General features: G+C 65.8%; 20 protein-coding genes. 14 read left to right on the plus strand and 6 right to left on the minus strand.

The features are described 5' to 3' along the window. Nucleotides 1-2: 2 nt before the first annotated feature. From ACTIMO_RS09840 to ACTIMO_RS09880, 9 genes are all read left to right on the plus strand, one after another. On the plus strand, nt 3-1,457 hold the full coding sequence (locus tag ACTIMO_RS09840) for a YifB family Mg chelatase-like AAA ATPase (RefSeq protein WP_448182301.1): 1,455 nt from the start codon (nt 3-5) through the stop codon (nt 1,455-1,457). 5 nt (nt 1,458-1,462) lie between these two features. Next, entirely contained in the window at nt 1,463-2,857 is a 1,395-nt protein-coding gene (locus tag ACTIMO_RS09845) for a recombinase family protein (RefSeq protein WP_448182302.1), read from the plus strand. A 196-nt stretch (nt 2,858-3,053) separates the two neighbouring features. Further along, a complete protein-coding gene (locus ACTIMO_RS09850; protein ID WP_448182303.1) occupies nt 3,054-3,221 on the plus strand; it encodes a helix-turn-helix transcriptional regulator in 168 nt (55 codons plus the stop codon). Between the two features lie 362 nt (nt 3,222-3,583). Continuing rightward, complete coding sequence (locus tag ACTIMO_RS09855) at nt 3,584-5,023, plus strand: AAA family ATPase (protein WP_448182304.1); 1,440 nt, start codon at nt 3,584-3,586, stop codon at nt 5,021-5,023. Then, nucleotides 5,020-5,274 carry a hypothetical protein gene (locus ACTIMO_RS09860; protein WP_448182305.1) on the plus strand — a complete coding sequence of 85 codons (255 nt, stop codon included), beginning with the start codon at nt 5,020-5,022 and terminating at the stop codon, nt 5,272-5,274. The genes ACTIMO_RS09855 and ACTIMO_RS09860 overlap by 4 nt, the downstream gene beginning before the upstream one ends. A 314-nt stretch (nt 5,275-5,588) precedes the next feature. Continuing rightward, a complete protein-coding gene (locus ACTIMO_RS09865) occupies nt 5,589-6,722 on the plus strand; it encodes a phage major capsid protein (protein ID WP_448182306.1) in 1,134 nt (377 codons plus the stop codon). Between the two features lie 338 nt (nt 6,723-7,060). Beyond that, the gene (locus ACTIMO_RS09870) at nt 7,061-8,791 is read left to right on the plus strand and encodes a glycosyl hydrolase family 28-related protein (RefSeq protein WP_448182307.1); all 1,731 of its coding nucleotides are present in this window, start codon (nt 7,061-7,063) and stop codon (nt 8,789-8,791) included. Nucleotides 8,792-8,896: 105 nt separating this feature from the next. Continuing rightward, a complete protein-coding gene (locus tag ACTIMO_RS09875; RefSeq protein ID WP_448182308.1) occupies nt 8,897-10,153 on the plus strand; it encodes a hypothetical protein in 1,257 nt (418 codons plus the stop codon). Further along, nucleotides 10,150-10,809, plus strand: coding sequence for a hypothetical protein (locus ACTIMO_RS09880; RefSeq protein WP_448182309.1), 660 nt, complete (start codon nt 10,150-10,152; stop codon nt 10,807-10,809). The genes ACTIMO_RS09875 and ACTIMO_RS09880 overlap by 4 nt, the downstream gene beginning before the upstream one ends. On the opposite strand, the gene ACTIMO_RS09885 is transcribed toward ACTIMO_RS09880, so the two are convergent. Continuing rightward, on the minus strand, nt 10,806-11,054 hold the full coding sequence (locus ACTIMO_RS09885) for a hypothetical protein (RefSeq protein WP_448182310.1): 249 nt from the start codon (nt 11,052-11,054) through the stop codon (nt 10,806-10,808). The two genes, ACTIMO_RS09880 and ACTIMO_RS09885, sit on opposite strands and share 4 nt — an antisense overlap. An 81-nt stretch (nt 11,055-11,135) precedes the next feature. Here ACTIMO_RS09885 and ACTIMO_RS09890 point away from each other — a divergent pair, with 81 nt between their 5' ends. The 5 genes from ACTIMO_RS09890 to ACTIMO_RS09910 all read left to right on the plus strand — a co-directional run bounded on the left by ACTIMO_RS09890 (nt 11,136) and on the right by ACTIMO_RS09910 (nt 15,192). After that, complete coding sequence (locus ACTIMO_RS09890; RefSeq protein WP_448182311.1) at nt 11,136-11,258, plus strand: hypothetical protein; 123 nt, start codon at nt 11,136-11,138, stop codon at nt 11,256-11,258. Further along, the gene (dprA, locus tag ACTIMO_RS09895; RefSeq protein ID WP_448182312.1) at nt 11,255-12,457 is read left to right on the plus strand and encodes a DNA-processing protein DprA; all 1,203 of its coding nucleotides are present in this window, start codon (nt 11,255-11,257) and stop codon (nt 12,455-12,457) included. Before ACTIMO_RS09890 ends, dprA begins: the two co-directional genes overlap by 4 nt. Before the next feature lie 342 nt (nt 12,458-12,799). After that, nucleotides 12,800-13,297, plus strand: a complete 498-nt coding sequence (locus ACTIMO_RS09900; RefSeq protein ID WP_235499045.1) for a methylated-DNA--[protein]-cysteine S-methyltransferase — start codon at nt 12,800-12,802, stop codon at nt 13,295-13,297. Nucleotides 13,298-13,383: 86 nt separating this feature from the next. After that, nucleotides 13,384-14,466 carry a tyrosine recombinase XerC gene (locus ACTIMO_RS09905; protein WP_448182313.1) on the plus strand — a complete coding sequence of 361 codons (1,083 nt, stop codon included), beginning with the start codon at nt 13,384-13,386 and terminating at the stop codon, nt 14,464-14,466. A gap of 222 nt (nt 14,467-14,688) precedes the next feature. Next, complete coding sequence (locus tag ACTIMO_RS09910; protein ID WP_055773336.1) at nt 14,689-15,192, plus strand: DUF3145 domain-containing protein; 504 nt, start codon at nt 14,689-14,691, stop codon at nt 15,190-15,192. A gap of 160 nt (nt 15,193-15,352) precedes the next feature. On the opposite strand, the gene fabF is transcribed toward ACTIMO_RS09910, so the two are convergent. The 5 genes from fabF to ACTIMO_RS09935 form a co-directional block, all read right to left on the minus strand. After that, entirely contained in the window at nt 15,353-16,588 is a 1,236-nt protein-coding gene (gene fabF / locus ACTIMO_RS09915; protein WP_055773338.1) for a beta-ketoacyl-ACP synthase II, read from the minus strand. 114 nt (nt 16,589-16,702) lie between these two features. Next, nucleotides 16,703-16,948 carry an acyl carrier protein gene (locus tag ACTIMO_RS09920; protein WP_019482900.1) on the minus strand — a complete coding sequence of 82 codons (246 nt, stop codon included), beginning with the start codon at nt 16,946-16,948 and terminating at the stop codon, nt 16,703-16,705. Nucleotides 16,949-17,024: 76 nt separating this feature from the next. Next, nucleotides 17,025-18,086, minus strand: a complete 1,062-nt coding sequence (locus ACTIMO_RS09925; protein WP_448182314.1) for a beta-ketoacyl-ACP synthase III — start codon at nt 18,084-18,086, stop codon at nt 17,025-17,027. Further along, entirely contained in the window at nt 18,083-19,048 is a 966-nt protein-coding gene (locus ACTIMO_RS09930; RefSeq protein WP_448182315.1) for an ACP S-malonyltransferase, read from the minus strand. Before ACTIMO_RS09930 ends, ACTIMO_RS09925 begins: the two co-directional genes overlap by 4 nt. A 78-nt stretch (nt 19,049-19,126) precedes the next feature. Then, nucleotides 19,127-20,473, minus strand: coding sequence for a PucR family transcriptional regulator (locus tag ACTIMO_RS09935; protein ID WP_448182316.1), 1,347 nt, complete (start codon nt 20,471-20,473; stop codon nt 19,127-19,129). Between the last annotated feature and the right edge of the window lie 87 nt (nt 20,474-20,560).

Raw genomic sequence — 20,560 nt, forward strand, 5'->3', positions numbered from 1 at the left:
CCGTGCTCGGTCGGACCTACGCAGTGTCCCTGGTCGGGATGAACGGGCACATCGTCGAGGTCGAGGCGGACATCGGGCAGACTCTTCCGGCGTTCGTGCTCCTCGGACTTCCCGATGCGTCCCTGAACGAGGCGAAGGATCGCATCCGTGCGGCAGCCCGCAACGCCGGTGTCCCCCTCAGCAGGCGCAAGATCACCGTCAACCTCATCCCGGCGTCCCTGCCGAAGCGGGGATCGTCCTTCGACCTGGCGATCGTCATGGCTGCACTCGCTGCGGCAGGAGATGTGCGAGGTTGCGGCACGACGGTCTTCATCGCGGAACTGGGACTCGATGGACAGCTTCGTCCCGTGCGCGGGATGCTGCCTGCGGTGATGGCCGCCGTGGACGCCGGCTACCGCAGCATCGTGGTGGCGGCGGAGAACGAGGCAGAGGCGGCTCTCGTCCCGTCGGCGGAGGTCAGGTCCTTCCACACCCTCAGATCAGTGGCCGCGGGCTTCGGCGCGGACGTCGAGGGCGAGGACCCCGCCGAAGCAGCGCCACGGGACCCGGTCGCTGTCCCCACCGCGCAGCCCGGCCTCCTGAAAGACCTGTCCGACATCGCCGGACAGGTGGAGGCCCGGTTCGCTCTGGAGATCGCCGCGGCGGGAGCCCATCACCTCCTGATGGTGGGTCCTCCGGGCGCGGGCAAGACGATGCTCGCCGAGAGGTTGCCGGGCATCCTGCCCGATCTGGAGGACGACCACGCGATGGAGGTGACAGCCATCCACAGCCTGAGCGGTGAGCGGCACTGTGCGGAGCTGGTCCGGAAGCCGCCCTTCGAGAGCCCGCACCACACGGCGACACCGGCGTCGATCATCGGTGGCGGGAGCGGCATCCCCAGGCCGGGCGCGGCGTCCAGAGCCCACCGCGGCATCCTCTTCCTCGATGAGGCGCCGGAGTACGAGCGCCGCGTGCTCGAAGCGCTCAGGGAGCCGCTCGAGAGCGGTCGCCTCGTCCTTCATCGCGCCTCCGGCACTGCCTCCTACCCCGCCCGATTCCAATTGGTGCTCGCCCTGAACCCCTGTCCGTGCGGACTCGCGAACGGGAAGGGAATCGACTGCCTGTGTACGGCGCAGCAGCGACGCCGGTACTTCAACCGGTTGTCCGGACCGCTCCTGGATCGGGTCGACCTCCAGGTGGTCGTGCAACGCGTGAGTCTCGCGGACTACGCGGACGGGGCGCCGTCCGAGGCCTCGTCCGTGGTGGCGGCTCGGGTGGCCGAGGCACGAGCTGCCCAGCGCGCCCGGTTGGGCCGATGGAGCTATGCGACGAACTCGGAGGTGCAGGGCCGCATCCTGCGCGGCGAGCTCGCGCTTCCGCGCAGGGTGACGGCGCCCCTGGACCGGGCGCTCGATCGTGCCCTCGTCAGTGCGCGTGGCTGGGATCGTGTGCTGCGGGTGGCGTGGATGTTAAGTTAGCAGATGTGAAAGCCATTGTGTATCTACGGATCTCTCAGGACCGAACCGGCCAGGAAGCCGGCGTGGACCGCCAACGCGAGGACTGCCTCAAGCGAGCCGAGGACCGCGGGTGGCACGTCGTAGGCATACACACAGACAACGACATCTCAGCCGCCGGCAAGCGGAAGCGTCCCGGCTTCGAGGCGATGCTGGCCAGCTTGGCGTCCGGAGAAGCTCAGGTTGTAATCGCTTGGTCCCTCGATCGGCTGCAGCGGAACAGGCGGGACGAAGTCCGCTTGTACGAGCTCTGCCAGAAGCAGGGCGCCAGGCTCTCACTCGTCAACGGCGCCGAACTCGACTTCGAAACGGCGGCCGGGCGGTTCGTCGCCGACTCACTGGGCAGTGTCGCCCGCCTCGAGATCGAAATGAAGTCGGACCGCCAGAAGCGAGCATCGAGGCAGGCTGCGGAAGCAGGCAAGCGGGTTGGTGGCCGTCGACCCTTCGGCTACGAGCCTGACGGGGTCACCGTTCGCCCAGATGAAGCCGAGGCCATCCGGTCCGGCTACGCCTCAGTACTCGCCGGCGTGCCTTTGGCTGAGATCGCGAGGACGTGGAATCGGGCGGGGTTCGTCACGGGCCAAGCGAAGTACTCTGCCGCCCACTATGGCGAACCATCGCCGTGGCAGGCCTACTCCGTGCGCGTCGTACTCCGTAACGCCCGCTACATGGGCATGCGTTCGTACAACGGCGAGATCGTTGCAGAGGCCGTGTGGCCGTCGATCGTGGACGAAGCTACCTGGCGAGCCGTCGACGGTATCCTCGGCCACCCAGAGCGGCGCAGGACACCCAAGTCGGGCACCTACCTGCTATCCAGCATCGCCGTGTGTGGGGTGTGCGGGTCTCGCGTTCATGCCGGAGGTACGAAACGCCCGGGAATCAGGGCCTACCGATGCAGCGGGTCAATGGGCCATTTCTCACGCATGGCTGACCCTGTAGACGCCTACGTGGGCCTACTGACTGTCGAACTGCTCTCGAGGGAAGACGCACGCTTCCTACTGCATCAGCAGGACCGCCCAGATATGGACGCGCTCAGGGCCCAGGCAGTCACCTTCCGCGACCGCCTCAACTCCGTCGCTATCGAGTTCGCTGAGGGAGACCTCACGGCGTCTCAGCTGCGCACTGTCACTGAACGGCTGCGCCAAAAGCTCAGCGATGTTGAGGCAGCCATGGCTGACGCAGGGCGGGTCGACACCCTAGGCCCGCTGGTCAACGCCGAGGATGTCGAAGCAGCATGGGAATCGCTCACGATGTCGCGGAAGCGGGCCGTCATCGACCTGCTTTTCCACGTTGTCATTCATGCGCCCGGGCGTGGCACGAGGACGTTTCGACCTGAGACAGTAGGAGTCTACCGCCGATCGTAACGGTAACGGTTCGATAACAAATATCGCACCATTCCCGTACGAAAGTTTCACTACTGGAACTAATTTCATCACTTATCGGCGAATCAGTTCCACATAGGAAACAGGTAACAAAGCGCCCCTCTCCGAGCCCGAAAACTTGGGCTTAGGCTTGTCCTGTCGGTCTATTAGAGCGACTTTAGAAGACAGAGGAGGAACAGTGTCCGAGACCACAAAGCACGAATTTGTCTCGCCGAAGCAGTATGCAAGCCTTTTCGGCTGCTCAACCAAGACGGTGCTTCGCCACATCGAAAGCGGGAAGCTCAAAGCACATCGCCTTGGCCCGAGGATCATTCGAATCGACCTCGCGGAGGTACTGAATGGGTAACCGACGGATCAGCACAAACAAAGACGGTATGGGCCCTCAACTCGCCAAAGCTCAGGCCCACACCGTCCGACGCACCAGCTACATCAATGCAGGAGGTACGGGTGAAGTCTACGCGCACACCATCTTCCGCAGCTGATCTACGGGCGCACGCCCGATCCGTTGCCCAACAATGGCAGCCCCTGACCCGCGAACAATTCGACCGCGTGACTCTCATCTTCCGAGGTGCACATGAGTAGCCGGCGGGATCGAGAGCCGAAAGCGGCCACGCTCTACTTCATCTCTCCAGAGTGTGACATCTTCACGGCCGGCGTTCTGTTCAACGTCCTTGAGGACGCCTACCAGCGTCAGCGGGTGATGCGCTGATGGGCTTCGCAGACACTATCCGCGCCGCATACAACCAGGACGGCACTCCCCGCTCCGAGCAGAGCACGCCGTCCCTGTCCTTCGGTCCGACAGACTCAGCCAGCGAGTACGGTGCGCGGGCACTCGCGCTCGAATGTCAGGCGATGCGCGAAGCGGTGGAGGGCACCAGAAACCACCAACTCAACGTATCCGCGTACAGCCTCGGCCAGCTCGTCGCCGGCGGTGAACTACCCATCGAACTCGTGCAGGGAGAGCTCGGCTTGGCCGCGCACGACACCGGGCTTTCAGACCAAGAGATCCGGGCCACCATGGCATCTGGGCTCACCTCAGGACAAAAGGAACCACGGCAGGCACCACCGCGGCCACGTGCACCCGAGGCCTCGACCCTCAAGCCTGGGTCGAGCAAGCTATCGGCGGCGTTCGATGCCGAGTGGCTCATGGCGCAGGAGTTCCCAGAGATCAACTACGTAGTCGACGGGATCATCCCCGAAGGCCTCACGATGCTCGTAGCGGCCCCGAAGATCGGAAAGTCCTGGCTGGTCCTCGGACTCGCCGTAGCGAACAGCAACGGCGGCCTAGCCCTTGGCTGTATCCCCACCAAGCGGGCACCGGTGATGTACATGGCGCTCGAGGACGGCCCACGCAGGCTGCAGGGAAGACTACGCACCCTCGGTATCACCAGCGTCTCCCGGGACCTCACCTTCATCACCTCCGTACCCAAGGGCGACATGGTCGAAACCATCCGCGAGTACATGGAGCAGCACGACGGCCGGAACCCGATCGTCATCCTCGACACCCTCGGGAAGGCCATGCCGCCGGCGTTCGGAGGGGAGACGCAATACGACCGGGACTATCGCGTCCTCGGAGCCCTGAAGGGCCTCGCTGACGGCAACCCTGGCTCGTCGGTCATCGTCGTGCACCACACCCGAAAGATGGACGGCGCGGACTTCCTCGACGCTGTCAGTGGCACGCAGGGCATCGCGGGCGCCGCGGACACCGTCCTGCTCCTCAAGCGGTCCAGGCACGAGCAGCAGGCCAACCTGCAGGTCACCAGCCGAGACGCAGCGGAAGGGGAGTACCTACTCGATACCGCAGGCACGGGTAACTGGATCTTGTCCGGTGGTTCGAGGACGGAAGCAGCTGCGGCGGCCCAGACATCGAAGAACACGGAGGGCGTCGGAGACAGGATGGCCGAGGTTATCGCGCTCGTTTCCAAGTACCCCGAGGGGACCCGTGCGAAAGATGTAGCGACTCTGCTGCACCTCGACCCGCCCACGGCTACCACCTACCTGCGGCGAGCTTACGAGAACGGAAGGATCGCGAACCCGAAGAGGGGCCTCTACACCCCTGTTAGAAGCGTTATGAGTGTTACGACGCTGCCCTCCGACAAAGACACTAATAACAGACATAACAACCCCCTACAGGAGCAAGCATCATGACGGTCTACGCGAATGTGCGAACTCTGGATCGCCACCGAGCTATCCGCGCCGCCCTCGGATTCATCCGCCGCGACAGCCTCGCAATCGACGACGTCCTCAACGAAACCGCGGACGACGAAACACCTGGCGCGACAGCAGCCTTGGTCCTCGCCCTCACCGAAATGGTCGTCCTGCAAATAGGCGACACCCCAGAGGTCGACGCATTCCTCACCAAAGTGCTTGTCGACCACGCGAGAGAAAGTGCCGACTAAGTGAGAATGGCGGGCGGGAACTGCTACTATGTGAATAGAAGAACTTACGAGGACTGCAGCTAGACAAGTTACGAGGAGCCCCGTAAAGGCCAAGTGACGAGGATCGACGCTAAAGCAAGTAAGGGACCTAGGTACATAGACGGCCAACGGTAATCACCCCGCCCGCCAGTCTCACCGACCGGGTGCAGCTCCGCCATTCGCTTTGCAAGCGAACCGCGTAGAGCAACAGCCCCGGATGTAACCCACTCCCTCTGCGGACAACACCCACAACGGGTCTATCTTCCGCACTTGCACCCCTCGAAAGGGGAATTCCAATGGCACACACCAAAACAGCCGAACGAGCCGAACTCCTCCGCAAGGCACAGACCATCATCGACGGCGCCAAGGCATCCAACCGCGATTTCACCGCAACCGAAGAAAAGCAGGTCGAAGGCTACTTCACGGAAATCGAGAAGATCGATGAGTGGGCGGCGGCCGCCAAGAAGTCCGACGCCACCATGGCCCGCCTCACCGCGTTCGGCGGAGAAGGACCCGGTGACCGTGAACGGCACAACGGCCTCGGCTTCGACGCCACCGAGGTGAAGAACGGCCTGTCCCTCGCACTTCGGCAGAAGAGTTCCTATGGCTTCAACATGCCCTTCCGCAAGGAAGCTATCACCTCCGCGAGTGTCAGCCAGGAAGCCATCGGCAACACGGTCGTCAACGTCCCACCGGGATCCTCGGCAACAGCTCTCCGCGAGCTATTCGACCAGCAGACGACAGCCAATGCGAACATCAAGTACTACGTCATGGGCCAGGGTTCCGGCGCAGCCATCGTCCCCGAAGGTGGCCTGAAGCCCGAGCTCAGCTTCGACCTCGAGCCCAAGGAACTGTCCCTCGACAAGATCGCCGTACGGTTCACCTACACGGACGAGCTCAGCCAGGACGCGACCTTCCTGATCAGCTACATCCTGAAGGAAGCCACCCGCTCAGTCCTCCTCGAGGAGAACCGCCTCGTCCTCGCCAAGCTCAGCGCTGCAGCCGGCGCCCTCACGAGCACCGGTGCGAAGGCACAGGCCATCGACACCATCGCCGGCGCGATCGGTGCAGCAGAAGCATCGAACGGGCTGAGCCCCACCAGGATCATCGCGAACCCCCTCGACATCGCGGCCATCCGCACCCTAAAGTCCACGGGCTCAGGGGAGTACACCATGGACCCCCTCAGCGGTACGCCCAGCAGCGTCCACGGTGTGCCCCTCACCTCCACCCCAGCCATCCCCGCCGGCACCATGTACCTCACCACCCCCGGCCTCGGTGTGTTCTACTCCCACACCTCCGGGCTGCGCGTGGAGTCAGGGTTCGCCACCGGTGACTGGGAGCACAACCGGGTCAGCACCCGAGTCGAGGAGCGCGTGCACCCGGCCATCATCCAGCCCACGTACCTCACCAAGATCACCCTGACCGCCTAGGTCAGGCAACGACTCCATCCGGTGGCGTCAACTGCACCCGTCAGCGCGGGACAGATGGTGAATCACGAGCGGACAACCGCTAGAGCCCTCCTACAGGCAACTCACCAGCGCCACCGGATGGCCCACCACCCTTTTCTTCGACCGCAAGTAGAGCAACTCCCAGGCAGAGTCAGCCGGCCGCCACAGCCGCCCGCGGCTCGAACCCCCTACGGGAAGGGGCGTCCCGGCCACCAGCAATCTGACGCGAGCATGACTCTGCCTGGAAGTCACGCTACACACGGTTTTTTTCCACACGGGAGAGCGGCATACCGCCCCGTTTGAAGGCCTAGGAGGCCAGCATGACCCTTACCATCGAAGCCCCATCGGGTATGGGGCGGGCTCGCGGTGAGTCACCGGACAACCGACTGCTCAGCGAGACCAACGGCCGGAGCATGTTCGTCCCTCGCGGCGATCAGTACGCGAACGTGAAGGACTACCTCGCCCCAAATCGTGTGCCGGGATCGACGGATGATTGGCAGGCGTTCGAGGCTGCCCGCCAGACCGGCCGACCCGTGTACGCACCCGCCGGCCACTACTACCTGTCAAAGGCTCCTGCGTGGGGTGACGGCAGCGTGTTCCGCGGGGACGGTAAGCGGAAGACCGTCCTTCATGTCCACGACGCGGCACCCGCCGACGTATCACTCTTCACCAACGCGAACATGACCGGCAACGTGCAGGGATACTTCGCCGACTTCACCATCGACGGGAACTGCATGCGGCAGGGGGGCACGCTTCTCGCCCCCGGCGGTTCTCGCGGCTCAACGATGGTCTGGCGGAACGTGCGCCACTTCTACGTGGACCGGGTCGAGACCGTCAATCCAATCCTTCACGGCTTCGATGTCACTCGTGGGGCCCTTGATTACCCGTACCTCGGAGATGGTGCGGCAGCCACTCTCCGCTCGAGCGACGTCGAGTTCTTCCAATGCGAGGCAACGAACTTCGGGGACGACGGTTTCACCTGCCACTCCTCGGACAACATCAAGTTCACGAACTGCCTCAGCTACAACCCGCGCCTCCGGGACAACTGCAACGGCTTCGAGATCGACGGGGACTCTGCGCACATCACCCTCACCGGTAACCGCTCCTTCGGCTGCTATGCCGGCGTCGAGGTCAAGGGGCACGGGAACGAGTCCGCTGCTCAGGACGTCACGATCAACGGGCACCACGACACCGGTTCGGTCCGGTCGTACAACTTCCGGCATATCGGCTACCACTCGGGCAGCAACCCTGTGTCGAAGACCGCTCGCAACATCACGGCCAGCAACCTCGTGTCGATCAACCCGAACAATGACAAGGGCTTCCAGGACGACGCGACACCGAGGGCCCTGTCCATCAGCGCCTACATCGGCGTCAGCATCAACGGCTTCGAGGCTGTAGGACGTGGCGGTTACGGCACCGGAGACATCGCGATCGCGGTGCAGTTCCGGTCCGCTGACATCAACCTCGCGGGCGTGAACGTACGCGGGTGGACTGGGGCGGAGTACGACCTGTCAGTGACCACAGGGGACCTGGTGACGGTCACCGGGTTCACAACCCGTGAATCAGCCAACAGCGCCATCTACACGGGCTCGGGAGTGACATCGTTCAAGCTGTTTGGGCTGCAGGCCGCCGGACCGGCTACGGGCGCCTACAGGGGCGTGAACATCTACACCCCGGACGGCGTGGAGATCTCCGGGGCTGCCGTGACCGGTTATCCGACGCCGGTCCATGCGGACGGCACGAACTACGCCAGCGTCGAAGCATACGGTCGGCGCACCCGTAGTATCCCGGCCAGCGTGACCAGGCTCATCGACCTCGACCCCGCGCTGCCCTACTACGCGAACACTGACCGGTTCGCCGCCCTGACAGACATCCCCCCGGGCCAAGGCGGTGGGAACTGGATCAGCCACTCCAACCTCACCGGTGACTCAGTAGTTCAGACCGTCATCCGGAACACGTCTGGCGCAGGGCAGGTCCAGTCCTGGCGAATCGTCAACTTCGTACTGAAGACCGCCGGCCCTTGGAACAGGCCGACGATCACCCAGGTCTAGCGAGCGTAGGGTGCCCCATTCCTTCCAAGCTGGGGCACCTCTGCCGTTAAGCGAATGAGCACGGTCGCTCCTGTAAGGTCGCCTTCAAACCCTAGGAGGCCTGTAGTGAAGCGCTCTGAGTTCGACTCTCACCCACTTTGGAAGATGGTCGAGGATGCCCTCGACCAGGTGGAGAGCATAGAGCCTGTTGACGGCGATGAGGCTGTTGAGCTCGAGCGCATTCAATTTTTGCTCGACTATGTGTTGTCCCATCGAGAAATGGGGACCGCTTACGCCGCCTTTTTCACGGGACCAATGCTCGATTCCTTGGTGTCGCACGTCCAGCAGGTGTCGTCGTACATGGCCAACCGCGTATCGACTACTCAGTACAGAGCACACACCACGTCTGCTATTCCGTATGCGGAGTCGCTCTTGGTCGACATGGCTCCCTGGCCGCGACGGTATGCGAAGGGCGCAGCTGTCACTCAGATGAACACACTTTTCGAGGACCTCCTTGAGATGCAGGCAAAACATCTCAAACAGCAGGAAGTCCGGCAAGCAAACGTGCTACAGCGTTTCGACTCCATCGAAGACAGCATGCTTGAGAAGCAGAACGCTACTCAGGTGTCCCTTGGGCGGGTGGAAGCCTCTGCGATGAAGGTCTCAGATCAAATTGTCGCTGCGTCAACGCGGATAGACCAAGTGGTGCAAACGGGGCTAGAAACCATTGATGGAATGAAGGCTCAAAACTCGGACGCCTTCAAAGAGTGGCGTGTCCAGACCGACAACCAGTGGAAAGCCGACTACAACAGGATCGAGAAGGATCTGGTTCTACGGAACGCGCAGGCTGATGATGCTCTGCTCAAGCTTCAGGGGACGATCTCGGACTACGAGAAGCTGTCTTCCCTCGGTGCTGCGGACGTCCTCGCTAAGCACTTTGCTACTGCGTCTCGGAACGCTCGCCTGAGCAGCTCCGGTTTGTTCGTGCTTGGGTTTATCTTCCTCATCGCAGCAGCGATACCTTTCATCCCTCTGATCCTAACCGCGGTCGATAGTCCCCCAAGTTGGGAGAGCATCGGTGTGCGAGCATCCTTCGGCGTCCTAGCGGGTTCCGCGGCTGCTGTAGCCATCAGACTGGGTAGCCGATTCTCGAATGAAGCTACGGCTGGCAAGCGGATGGAAATGGAGTTGCGAACTTTCGGCCCCTTCCTCGCGACAAATGCGGATCAGGAAAACGTTGACTCTGCACGGCTCGAATTGGTCGACCGGGCATTCGGCAAGAGCTACATTGCTCACCTCGGAGCCAAGCCCGATGAGGACACAGTCCCTGTGTCTGGTCTGACCGATATCATCAACGCGATCAGTCGCGTGACAGGTAAGTGAGCGCCAAGCATCGTTTCCACGAGGGCGATGGATATGGGTACAGGCAGGGCGTCCAAGGGGAATTCCAACGCGTCCAATTTCTGAGACCGGGTAAGGGCCGACAGCGTAAGGTCCTTGTCCGTTTCTTAGATGAGGACGACGCTGAAGAGTGGGTTCCACCACAGCGGCTCCAGGTCCGGTGGGCGGATGTTGACCAGCGACGGCAGGATGAGGCGAACTGGGCACGACTCACGGCAGCGTCTCCGGATATCAGTGAAGGACTTCGTTACGCCGTCGGGCTGGTATTCGACACGTTTCTCGAGCCCGACGTTGTGCATCACAGCATTGACCGCGGCGGGGGAGTGGCATGCATCCTCAACGTCCAGCAGCTCGAAGAAGCCCTAGGCAAGCTGGTTCCACATCACGAAGACTCCTACCAGTCCGAGCGCGGCTATATCGTTCCTGCTGCTGTGAGCCTCGAGGTAGCCCGCACGCTCGCCGGCCGAGACCGAGGCAAGACCAACCGCTTAGTCGAGCAGCACCAGTCCGAGTGGTATGAAGAGCAGCTACGGAACACGTTCCTCCGGCACGGGAAGCCGAAGCTCCCGCAGGACCACCAATATGAGGAGGACACCCTCCTGTCTTGGCAGTACCTGCGGGAGTGGGGAGCAGGCTAGAACGTCAGGTTCCGCACCACTCCGGCCATCACGGCGAGATCTACGGCGAGGTTCAGCATGGCGTCTACCGGGAGGGAATCACTGATCTCGGTGTAAAGCTCAGCCTCACCGGTGGAGGCGTTCCAGGTGAGGTGCAGGTAGTAGTGCTCAGCCTCGACCTTTGGGCCCCAGAAAAGCTGCGGGTTTCCTGCGTCGATCTTGAAGCCTGAGGGCACGACAGCAGCGACGTTTGTTGTAGCATTCATGATGAATCTCCTAGCGGGGTTCGGAAAAGGCCGTGGCGGCTGTTTGACGACGTGACGCCACGGTCTTCTTATTTGAGCAACATGCGCCAGAACACGATCCATGTTGTGGCGTGGACCATCTGCGACCTCAGCGGCCGCGGGAGCCCTGATGCGGACGACGTCGTCACCGCCCTGGGGTTCCGACTTCAGGAGCGTGCCGCGTGAGCGCGCCCGTCTCGGCCGCGGTTCAGGCGCGGGCTGCCCTGTCGAGATTGTTCGAGCCGTCCGATACGGTCGGGCTCGGGCTGGCGGCTGTGGTGGGTGCCGTCGATGCCCTGCGGATCGCCCGGAGGGAGCTCAGGGCCGGGCGCGAGATCCGAGCACAGCTCTACGACCTCCTGGACCTGACGGAGCACGGGAGCCGCGACCACCTGCAGGAGGGGTTGGACCGGTGGGCGCCTCGCCTCGCCGACCTCGCGCCCGACCGCGATCTGGCGACTCTCGCGCGCCTCGGGGGTCGTCTGGTGACACCGGAGTCGGGAGAGTGGCCCGGCGCGCTGGACGATCTGCAATCAGCTGCTCCTCTGTGTCTGTGGGTGCGCGGCCGGCCTGAGATCCCCGACCGCCGTCGGCTGGCGGCCGTCGTCGGATCGAGGGACAGCACCTCCTACGGAGCGTCCGTGACGGCGGACCTGGCCGCCGGTCTCATCACCCGCGGGTACTCGGTGGTGTCCGGTGGTGCCTACGGGATCGATGCCCAGGCTCACCGCGCCGCGCTCGCCTCGGGGGAGGATGACGGGTTTCCGCCGACCGTCGCCGTTCTCGCCTGCGGCATCGACCGCTACTACCCAGCAGGGAATGAGGAGCTTCTGCGCGTCATCGCAGAACGGGGACTACTCATCTCGGAGGTGCCTCCCGGCAGTTCGCCGACGAGGTGGCGGTTCCTGCAACGCAACCGGCTGATCGCTGCACTGAGCGGGGTGACGGTTGTCGTCGAAGCCCGCTGGAGGTCCGGCGCCCTGAACACGGCCCATCATGCGGCCGGCCTGGGGCGCCCTGTCGGGGCTGTGCCAGGGTCGGTGCACTCGGCCAATTCGGCGGGGTGTCACCGGCTGCTGAGGGACGGTACGGCAGTCTGCGTGACCGATGCGGCCGACGTCGCCGAGCTCGCAGGGCCCCTCGGCAGCCTCCCGACGGGGGATCGCACGCGTGAGGCCGCGACGCCCGCGAAGGAGCAGGACGGGCTCGCCATCCCCGATCTGCTGGTTCTGGACGGTCTTCCGGTTCGTGCGTCGACGACGGTCGACAAGCTGGCCGTCGTGGCGGGGCTGTCCGCCCGGCAGGTGATGGGCGGACTCGGTCGACTCGAACTCGCAGGGCTCGCCGTGAGGACGCCGGAGGGGTGGCGCCGGCAGAAGGCCTGAACTGTTGCGGACCGCTGTCCCTGCTGCCCTCCTGAGTCGGTACCACAGGTGTCCATCGCACGAGCCCCGATGAACCCCCATGCACCCGCACGAACGCACCTGAAGGAGATCCTGATGTCCGAAACCCGGTCCACCGGTCCGCGGAAATCTGCCGGGCGACGCGACGTTCGCTGGTACCTCGACGTCGACAGTCCCGTCGGCACACTTCGCATCGTGGTCGACAGTGAAGCTGTCATCGGTCTGTATCACGGAGAGCACGTGCCGCGTCCCACCGCGGAGGTCCTAGGACACCTGGCGTCGGTGCCGCCCGACCCACCAGTAGATGTGCCATGCGGCCACGTGATGCCCCCGTCCGCTCTGACGGCGGGCGACGATGCAGTCGGCGAGCGGGGCCGTCCCATCGCAGCAGCGGGGGAGAGCGTCGTCGTCGTTTCGGACGCGGCACGGCGACTTCTGGTGCGGACGGCCGGTGAGCTCCGGGAGTACTTTGCAGGAAGTCGGCAACAGTTCGACGTCCCCGTCGTACTGCGGGGCACCGCGTTCCAGTGTTCGGTGTGGGCCGCCCTGACAGACATCCCCTTCGGCGAGCGTCGCAGCTATCGCGACATCGCCGAGCAGTTGGGCAATGCGAGCATGGGCAGGGCCATCGGAGCCGCGGTGCGAGCCAATCCGGTGTCCATCATCGTGCCCGGACACCGTATCGTCGCCAGTACGGGCGCAGTCGTGGGCTACGCAGCAGGCATCGGCGTGAAGACGGCCCTTCTGGAGCACGAAACGGCCGATCATCCCAGGACCCCTCTTCGTGCGGCTGCACCGGTTGAATCGGGTGAGGTGCAGTAGTGCGGAGGTGCAGGGGGATCGGCAGGGCGCTCCTTCCGGGCGGAACCTTGATCCGGGGAGATACTGGTGACGTGCACGGAGGCGACATGAACAGGGGACACGTGGTCGATGCCGTCGCGGACGGCCCGACCCCGAACTACGCGGTCGAGGATGACGCCGTCGCGGCCGGTACAGTCACGGACAGCGGGGTCGAGGCCGGCACCGTCGCGAACGACGCCGCAGGGCACCAGGCGGTCGTCGAGTCGCCGGGCGACGCCGCGCACCAGTTCGCCTTCTCCGCCGCGCTGCGGGCGTTCGAGGACTATCTGGCGTTCGAGCGCAACCGGTCCGTTCATACGATCCGGGCATATCTGAAGGATGCCCGCCTCTTCCTCAGCCACGCGCAGCAGGCCGGCGTCACGAGCCTCGGCCAGCTCGAGCTCCGCCACTTCCGGAGCTGGCTGGGCGTGCTCGACGACACAGGGTTGGCTCGCTCGACCCTGGCCCGGCGGGCGGCATCCGTCCGGACCCTCATGGACTGGGCGGTGCGTGAAGAACTGGTCCCGGCCAATCCGGCCCTCCGGCTCCGTGCGCCCAAGCGCAGCAGCGCGCTGCCCGCGGTCCTCAGCCATGCCCAGGCACAGAGCTTGTTCGAGGGGCCGGTATCGGACGCCGGTACTGACGCCGGCCTCCTGCAGCGCCGTGCCATCCTCGAGGTGTTGTACGCCACCGGGGTCCGCGTCGGCGAACTGGTGGGGATCGACATCGACGACGTGGACACGGGGCGCCGTACCCTCGTCGTCACCGGCAAGGGCGACAAGCAGCGGACCGTTCCGTACGGCGAGCCCGCCGGTAACGCGATCGAGGCGTGGCTGCGCCACGGCCGTCCGCAATGGATCAGCCCGGCGAGCGGACCTGCCCTGTTCCTCGGCAGGCGGGGAGGGCGGATCGACCAGCGGTCGGTCCGAAGCCAGGTGAAGGAGGCGCTCGATGCGCTCGATGACACGGCAGCCCGAGGCCCCCATGCCCTGAGGCATACTGCGGCGACCCACCTGCTCGACGGCGGGGCCGACCTCCGCGCCGTGCAGGAACTGCTCGGGCACTCCAGCCTCGCCACCACGCAGCTCTACACCCACGTCTCGGTCGATCGACTCCGACGCAGCCACGAGCAGGCTCATCCGCGCGCCTGATGCAGGGAGTGTGGCCCAGCTCCGGCGCGGCGCTGCCGCTCAAATGGCACCGCGGTAGTTACAGTGGCGAAATTCAGGTTCGTCGGGCACAATGATCAGTGGCAACACAGAGCTCGCACTCCGGTGCGGGTGGGTCTCGTAAGGTAGCAGCACGCTCGTTCGCAGTTTCATCAGCCAGTGCAGGTCGTTGGGGAAGACGTACCTACAGCTATGGAGGATGGAATGTCTGTTGTGATGGCGCGCGGTGTCCTGTACGTGCACTCGGCCCCTACTGCGCTGTGCCCTCATGTCGAATGGGCCATCGGCTCGGTGCTGGACAAGCGCATCGACATGGAGTGGACGGCTCAGCCTGCCGCGCCCGGAATGCTCCGGGCAGAACTGTCCTGGGTCGGCCCCCAGGGAGCCGGCGCGCAGCTCGCATCCGCTCTCCGCGGCTGGGCGCATCTCCGCTACGAGGTGACCGAGGAGCAGAGCGCAGGCGCCGACGGCGGCCGGTGGTCCCACACTCCAGAGCTCGGGATCTTCCACGCCACGACGGACGTCCACGGAAACATCATGGTGACCGAGGATCGCATCCGGTACGCCTACGAGGCCGGCGCCGGCGATCCCGCAGCGGTGTACCACGAGTTGTCCCTCGCCCTCGGTGAGTCCTGGGACGAGGAGCTCGAGCCCTTCCGCCACGCAGCCGAGGGAGCGCCGGTGCGCTGGTTGCACCAGGTCGGCTGAGCCACCGCATCCCGTCCGTCTGCGCCCTGCCGCGCAGCGTGATCCAGGGGATCCGCACTACGGGATCACCGCCCGTGCCCCTCGTCCATAGCGTCGGGTCCGCGGCTCAACGACGAAGGCGCCGCCCCGTCCGGGGCGGCGCCTTCTCGCGTAGCAGGTGTCAGACGCTGCGGAGGACGATCACGGCGTTGTGCCCGCCGAACCCGAACGAGTTGCTGAGTGCGACGATGTCCCCGGACGGCAGGTCGCGCGGCGCTGTGACGACGTCGAGGGGGATCTCCGGATCCTGGTCGTCCAGGTTGATCGTGATCGGCATCGTGCGTTCGTACAGGGCGAGGACCGTCATGACGGCTTCGACGGCACCGGACGCCCCGAGCAGGTGGCCCGTCTGCGACTTGGTCGCGGAAACCGCGACCTGATCGAGGTGCGAGCCGAGAGCAGCCTTCAACGCCGTGTACTCCGGCTTGTCGCCGACCGGCGTGGAGGTCGCATGCGCGTTGACGTGCACCACGTCCTCTGCCTGCGCTCGCGCGTCGAACAGCGCCGCCTTGAGCGCCCGCGTGGCTCCGAGGCCCTCGGGATCAGGGGCAGTGATGTGGTAGGCGTCGGCGGTGACGGACGTCCCGGCCAGCTCGGCGTAGACACGGGCACCGCGGGCACGTGCGTGCTCCTCGGCCTCGAGGACGATCGCCCCGGCGCCCTCGCCCATGACGAAGCCGTCACGGTTCGTGTCGTAGGGCCTCGACGCCGACTCGGGGTCGTCGTTCCGCCGGGACAGCGCGTGCATGGAGGCGAAGGCAGCGATCGGCATCGGGTGGATCGCGGCTTCCGCACCGCCGCAGACGACGACGTCGGCCTTGCCGGACCTGATGAGTTCGAGTCCCTGATGCAGGGCCTCGGTTCCCGAGGCGCAGGCGGAGACGGGAGTGTGCGCGCCGGCGCGGGCGCCCAGATCAAGGCTCACCGCTGCTGCGGGCCCGTTCGGCATGAGCATCGGTACCGTCATGGGCAGGACGCGCCGCGGCCCCTTCTCGCGGAGGGTGTCCCAGGCGTCGAGGAGGGTCCAGACGCCGCCGATGCCCGTTGCGAAGGCGACCGCAAGACGGTCCTTGTCGATGTCCTCGATCCCGGAGTCCCGCCAGGCTTCGCGGGAAGCGACGACGGCGAACTGCGTCGACGGGTCCATGCGCTTGGCTTCCACGCGGGACAGCACCTCCGACGCCGGCACCGTGATCTGCGCGGCGAAGGTGACGGGCAGTTCGTACTGCTGCACCCAGTCGGCTTCGATGGTCCGGGCGCCCGATACTCCCTTGAGGGAGTTGGCCCACATGGTGGGGACGTCCCCGCCGATCGGGGTGGTTGCACCGAGTCCGGTGATGACGACTTTGCGTGGCATGGTCACTCTTTCGAAGCTAGGGCGTGCGCCGGCGGAACGGGGCGCAGGGATGACGGAGACGGCCGCCCCCGGCAGGTGACACCGGGAGCGGCCGTAGCGCCGGGAGCTGCAGGACTAGGCCTGAGCGCCGGAGATGAAGTTCACGGCGTCGCCGACGGTCTTCAGGTTCTTGACCTCTTCGTCGGGGATCCGCACACCGAACTTCTCCTCGGCGTTGACGACGATCGTCATCATCGAGATGGAGTCGATGTCGAGGTCGTCGGTGAAGGACTTGTCCATCTCGACGGACTCGGGCGCGAGGCCGGTCTCCTCGTTGACGATCTCGGCCAGACCGGCCAGGATTTCTTCGTTGCTAGCCATGGTGGCTCCTTTTCTGTTGCTGCCGGTACACCGGCGGGGATGGTCAAACCGCGCTGTCACGGTCTGGGCTTGAAAACTAGGGAAGGACCACGACCTGTGCCCCGAAGACGAGGCCGGCCCCGAACCCGATCTGCAGCGCGAGCGTGCCGCTGAGTTCAGGCTGTTCCTTGAGCGTGCGGTGCATGGCGAGGGGGATGGACGCGGCCGAGGTGTTGCCTGCATCCACGATGTCCCGCGCCACGTACACGTGGTCGGGGAGCTTCAGCTGCTTCACCATCTCATCGATGATACGGATGTTGGCCTGATGCGGCAGGAAGACCGCGAGGTCATCGGCAGTCACCCCGGCGGCGTCGAGCGCGCGCTGCGCCACCTTCGCCATCTCCCAGACCGCCCAGCGGAAGACGGTCGGCCCGTCCTGGCGCATGGTGGGCCAGAGACTCTCGCGTGCGGCGTCGGCGTCCTGTTCGGCCTCGCCCTCGGTGGAGACGGTCCCGAGCGAGAAGTCCCGCGTGTCGAGCAACGACCTCGTCATGCGGATCGCCCCGTGCTTGCTGCCATCGGAACCCCAGACCGAGGGGCCGATGCCGGCCGAATCGCCAGGGCCGACGACCACGGCCCCGGCTCCGTCACCGAGGAGGAAGGAGATGGTGCGGTCGGAGTTGTCGATGAAGTCCGAGAGCTTCTCGACGCCGACCACGAGGACGTACTCGGCGGTCCCGGCGTGCACCAGCGCGTCAGCCTGGGCGATGCCGTAGCAGTAGCCGGCGCATGCCGCAGAGATGTCGAAAGCCGGTGCGGGGGTGGCTCCCAGGCGATCGGTGAGTTGCGCGGCCGCGGAGGGTGTCGCGTGCGGGTGGGTGACGGTGGACACGAGGACGGCGCCGAGCTGCGACGCCTCGATCCCGGCGGCGACGAGTGCTTCCCGTGCTGCTGCCTCGGCCATGTCGATGACGCTGACGTCCCGCGGTGCCCGGTGGCGGGTGACGATGCCGGTGCGCTGTCGTATCCACTCGTCGGAGGAGTCGATCCACTGGCACACGTCCTCGTTGGTGACGACGATCTCGGGCCGGTAGGCGCCGACGCCGAGGATGCGCGTGTGCTCACGCAGGGGTGATTGCTTGATGGCGCTGATGCTCACTGAGGTCCTTCGGAGATGGGTGCGGTGACCGGGTCCGTGGTCCGCGAGTGTTCCTCGATGAAGCTGCGCGCGGCGTCCAGGTCCTCAGGAGATTTTACGGCGAGGGTGGCCGTACCGCGCATTCCGCGCTTGGCCAGGCCCGTCAGCGTGCCGGCGGGGGACAGTTCGACCATCCCCGTGACCCCCATGGCCTGCATCGATTCCATGCACAGATCCCAGCGCACGGGGCGGGAGACCTGCGCGATCAGGCTGTCGAGGTTGCCCTGGCCGGTGGCGATGGGCTTCCCGTCGTCGTTGGACATGAGGGTCGCCGTGGGATCGGCCGGCGTGAGCGTGGGCCGGAGCTCCTCGAGCGCCGTCACGGCGGGCGCCATGTGCGCGGTGTGGAAGGCGCCGGCGACCTTGAGGGCGATCACGCGGGCTTTCGCCGGGGGGTTCTCGGCGAGGCCGGCCAGCTGTTCCAGGGTTCCCGCTGCCACCACCTGTCCTCCGCCGTTGGCGTTCGCCGCCGTGAGCCCGAGGTCGGCGAGCCGTGCGGCGACCTCCTCGGGATCACCGCCGAGCACCGCGCTCATGCCGGTGGGCGTGGCTGCTGCCGCTTGGGCCATCGCGTTCGCCCGTACGCGGACGAAGGCGACGGCGTCGTCCTCCGTCAGGGCCCCTGCAATGGCGGAGGCGGTGAGTTCACCGACGGAGTGCCCGGCGACGACGGTCGCTGCGGTCATCGTGTGGCCGGTCAGGAGCAGGCGGGCCGTGACGAGTCCGGCGGCGACGATGAGCGGCTGCGCGACGGCGGTGTCCTTGATGGTCTCCTCGTCGGAGGTGGTCCCATGGCGGACGAGGTCGGTGCCTGCGCGGGCGCTCAGCTGCTCGAGGTGCTCGCGGACTCCGGGGAGCTCGAGCCAGGGGGCGAGGAAGCCGGGAGTCTGGGAGCCCTGTCCGGGGCAGGCGATTGCAAGCACTCTTCCAGCTTTCCAAAGGGGAGGGGCAATATCGGGTGTTCAGCAGAACCAAGCTGACGGTGTCGCGTTGTAGGAAGTCTACAAGGCTGCGGCTCTCCCCGCGGCTGTCATGCCCTTGTCGACACTGGCCGGCCGGGAGGTCCGGGTGCTTCCCCCGGCCGCGGCGGAGCCGGTGCCGGCCGGTGCCGTGGCAGCGGCCAGCCGCCCCACCACGAGCGCGGTCTGCAGGACGTAGGCCTCGCGCGGGATGAGCGGATCCCACCCCGTGACGTCACAGACGCGCCGCAGGCGGTACCGCACGGTATTGGCGTGGACGAAGAGTGACCTCGATGTGGCTTCGAGGGAGTGTCCGAGGGTGAGGTACGCGTACAGCGTCTGTTCGAGACCGTTGGAGGCTGCGAGGAGGGGACGGTAGATGCTGCGGACGAGGGCGCGGCGCGCAGTGTCGTCGCCGGAGATGACCCGTTCGGGCCACAGGTCCTCCGAGGACACCGGCCGGGGGGCGGAGGGCCACGCTCGGGCAGCGGTGAGGCCCGCGAAAGCGGCCTGCGCGGACGTGCTCGCCGCGACGAGCGACTCGGCTTCCGGGCCGAAGACGACGGCGCCGTCGCCGAAGAGTTCGCTGATCCTGGGATAGGCCTTGTCCGCATCCCGGACACCGCCGAGGACGAGGATCAGCCGTTCGCCCTGGATCCCCACGAGGACGTCCTCGGCGAGACGCCCGGTGATCCTCCGCAGCTCGTTGAGGAAGCCCGCATTGGGTTCGGATGGGGCGCTGCCGACCATGACGGTGATCGGGGCCTGGGAGCTCCAGCCCACCGCGGCGATCCGAGAGCGCAGTGCGTCCGAGCTCTCCCCCCTCAGGATCGCGTCGACCACGAGGGCCTCCAGGCGTGTGTCCCAGGAGCCGCGGGTCTCGGCGGCACGCGCGTAGACGTCCGCCGCGGCGAAGGCGACCTCCCTGGAGTACCTGAGCACGGCTTCGCGGAGCGGCGCCTGGTCGGCGGCAGGCGCGAGGAACGGCACGTGGTCCTCGACGACCTGCACCACCACGCGGATGAGCTGGAGGGCTTTCTGCAGGCTGATGGAGCGGGTGAGTTCGGTGGGGGCCGTCCCGAAGACATCGCTGAGCACCCAGGCGGGGGACACGGGCTTCTGGTACCAGTTGACGAAGGACGCGATACCCTTCTGGGCGACCATGCCGAGGGCGGAACGCTCATCCGGGCGGAGTCCCCGGTACCACGGCAGGTCCGTGTCGAGTTGCTTGAGCGTCGCCGTCGAGAGCGAACCGATCGTGGCGCGCAGCTTCTCGACGGTGGCGGGATCGGGGGGCGCGGCACCCGCGTTCGTGGCACCGGAAGCGCCGGGCCTGGTGCCGGAGGACGTGCCGGAGGAGGTGGCGGGGACATGGTCGGGCTGCCGCATGCTTCGAGCATACGGTCTCGGCGACGCTGCTCCCCCTTTGTGAGAAGGCTACAAAAAGGGCGACGGCGGGACGCAGCGTGCGCTGCG

This window comes from Arthrobacter sp. CP30 (assembly GCF_053470025.1).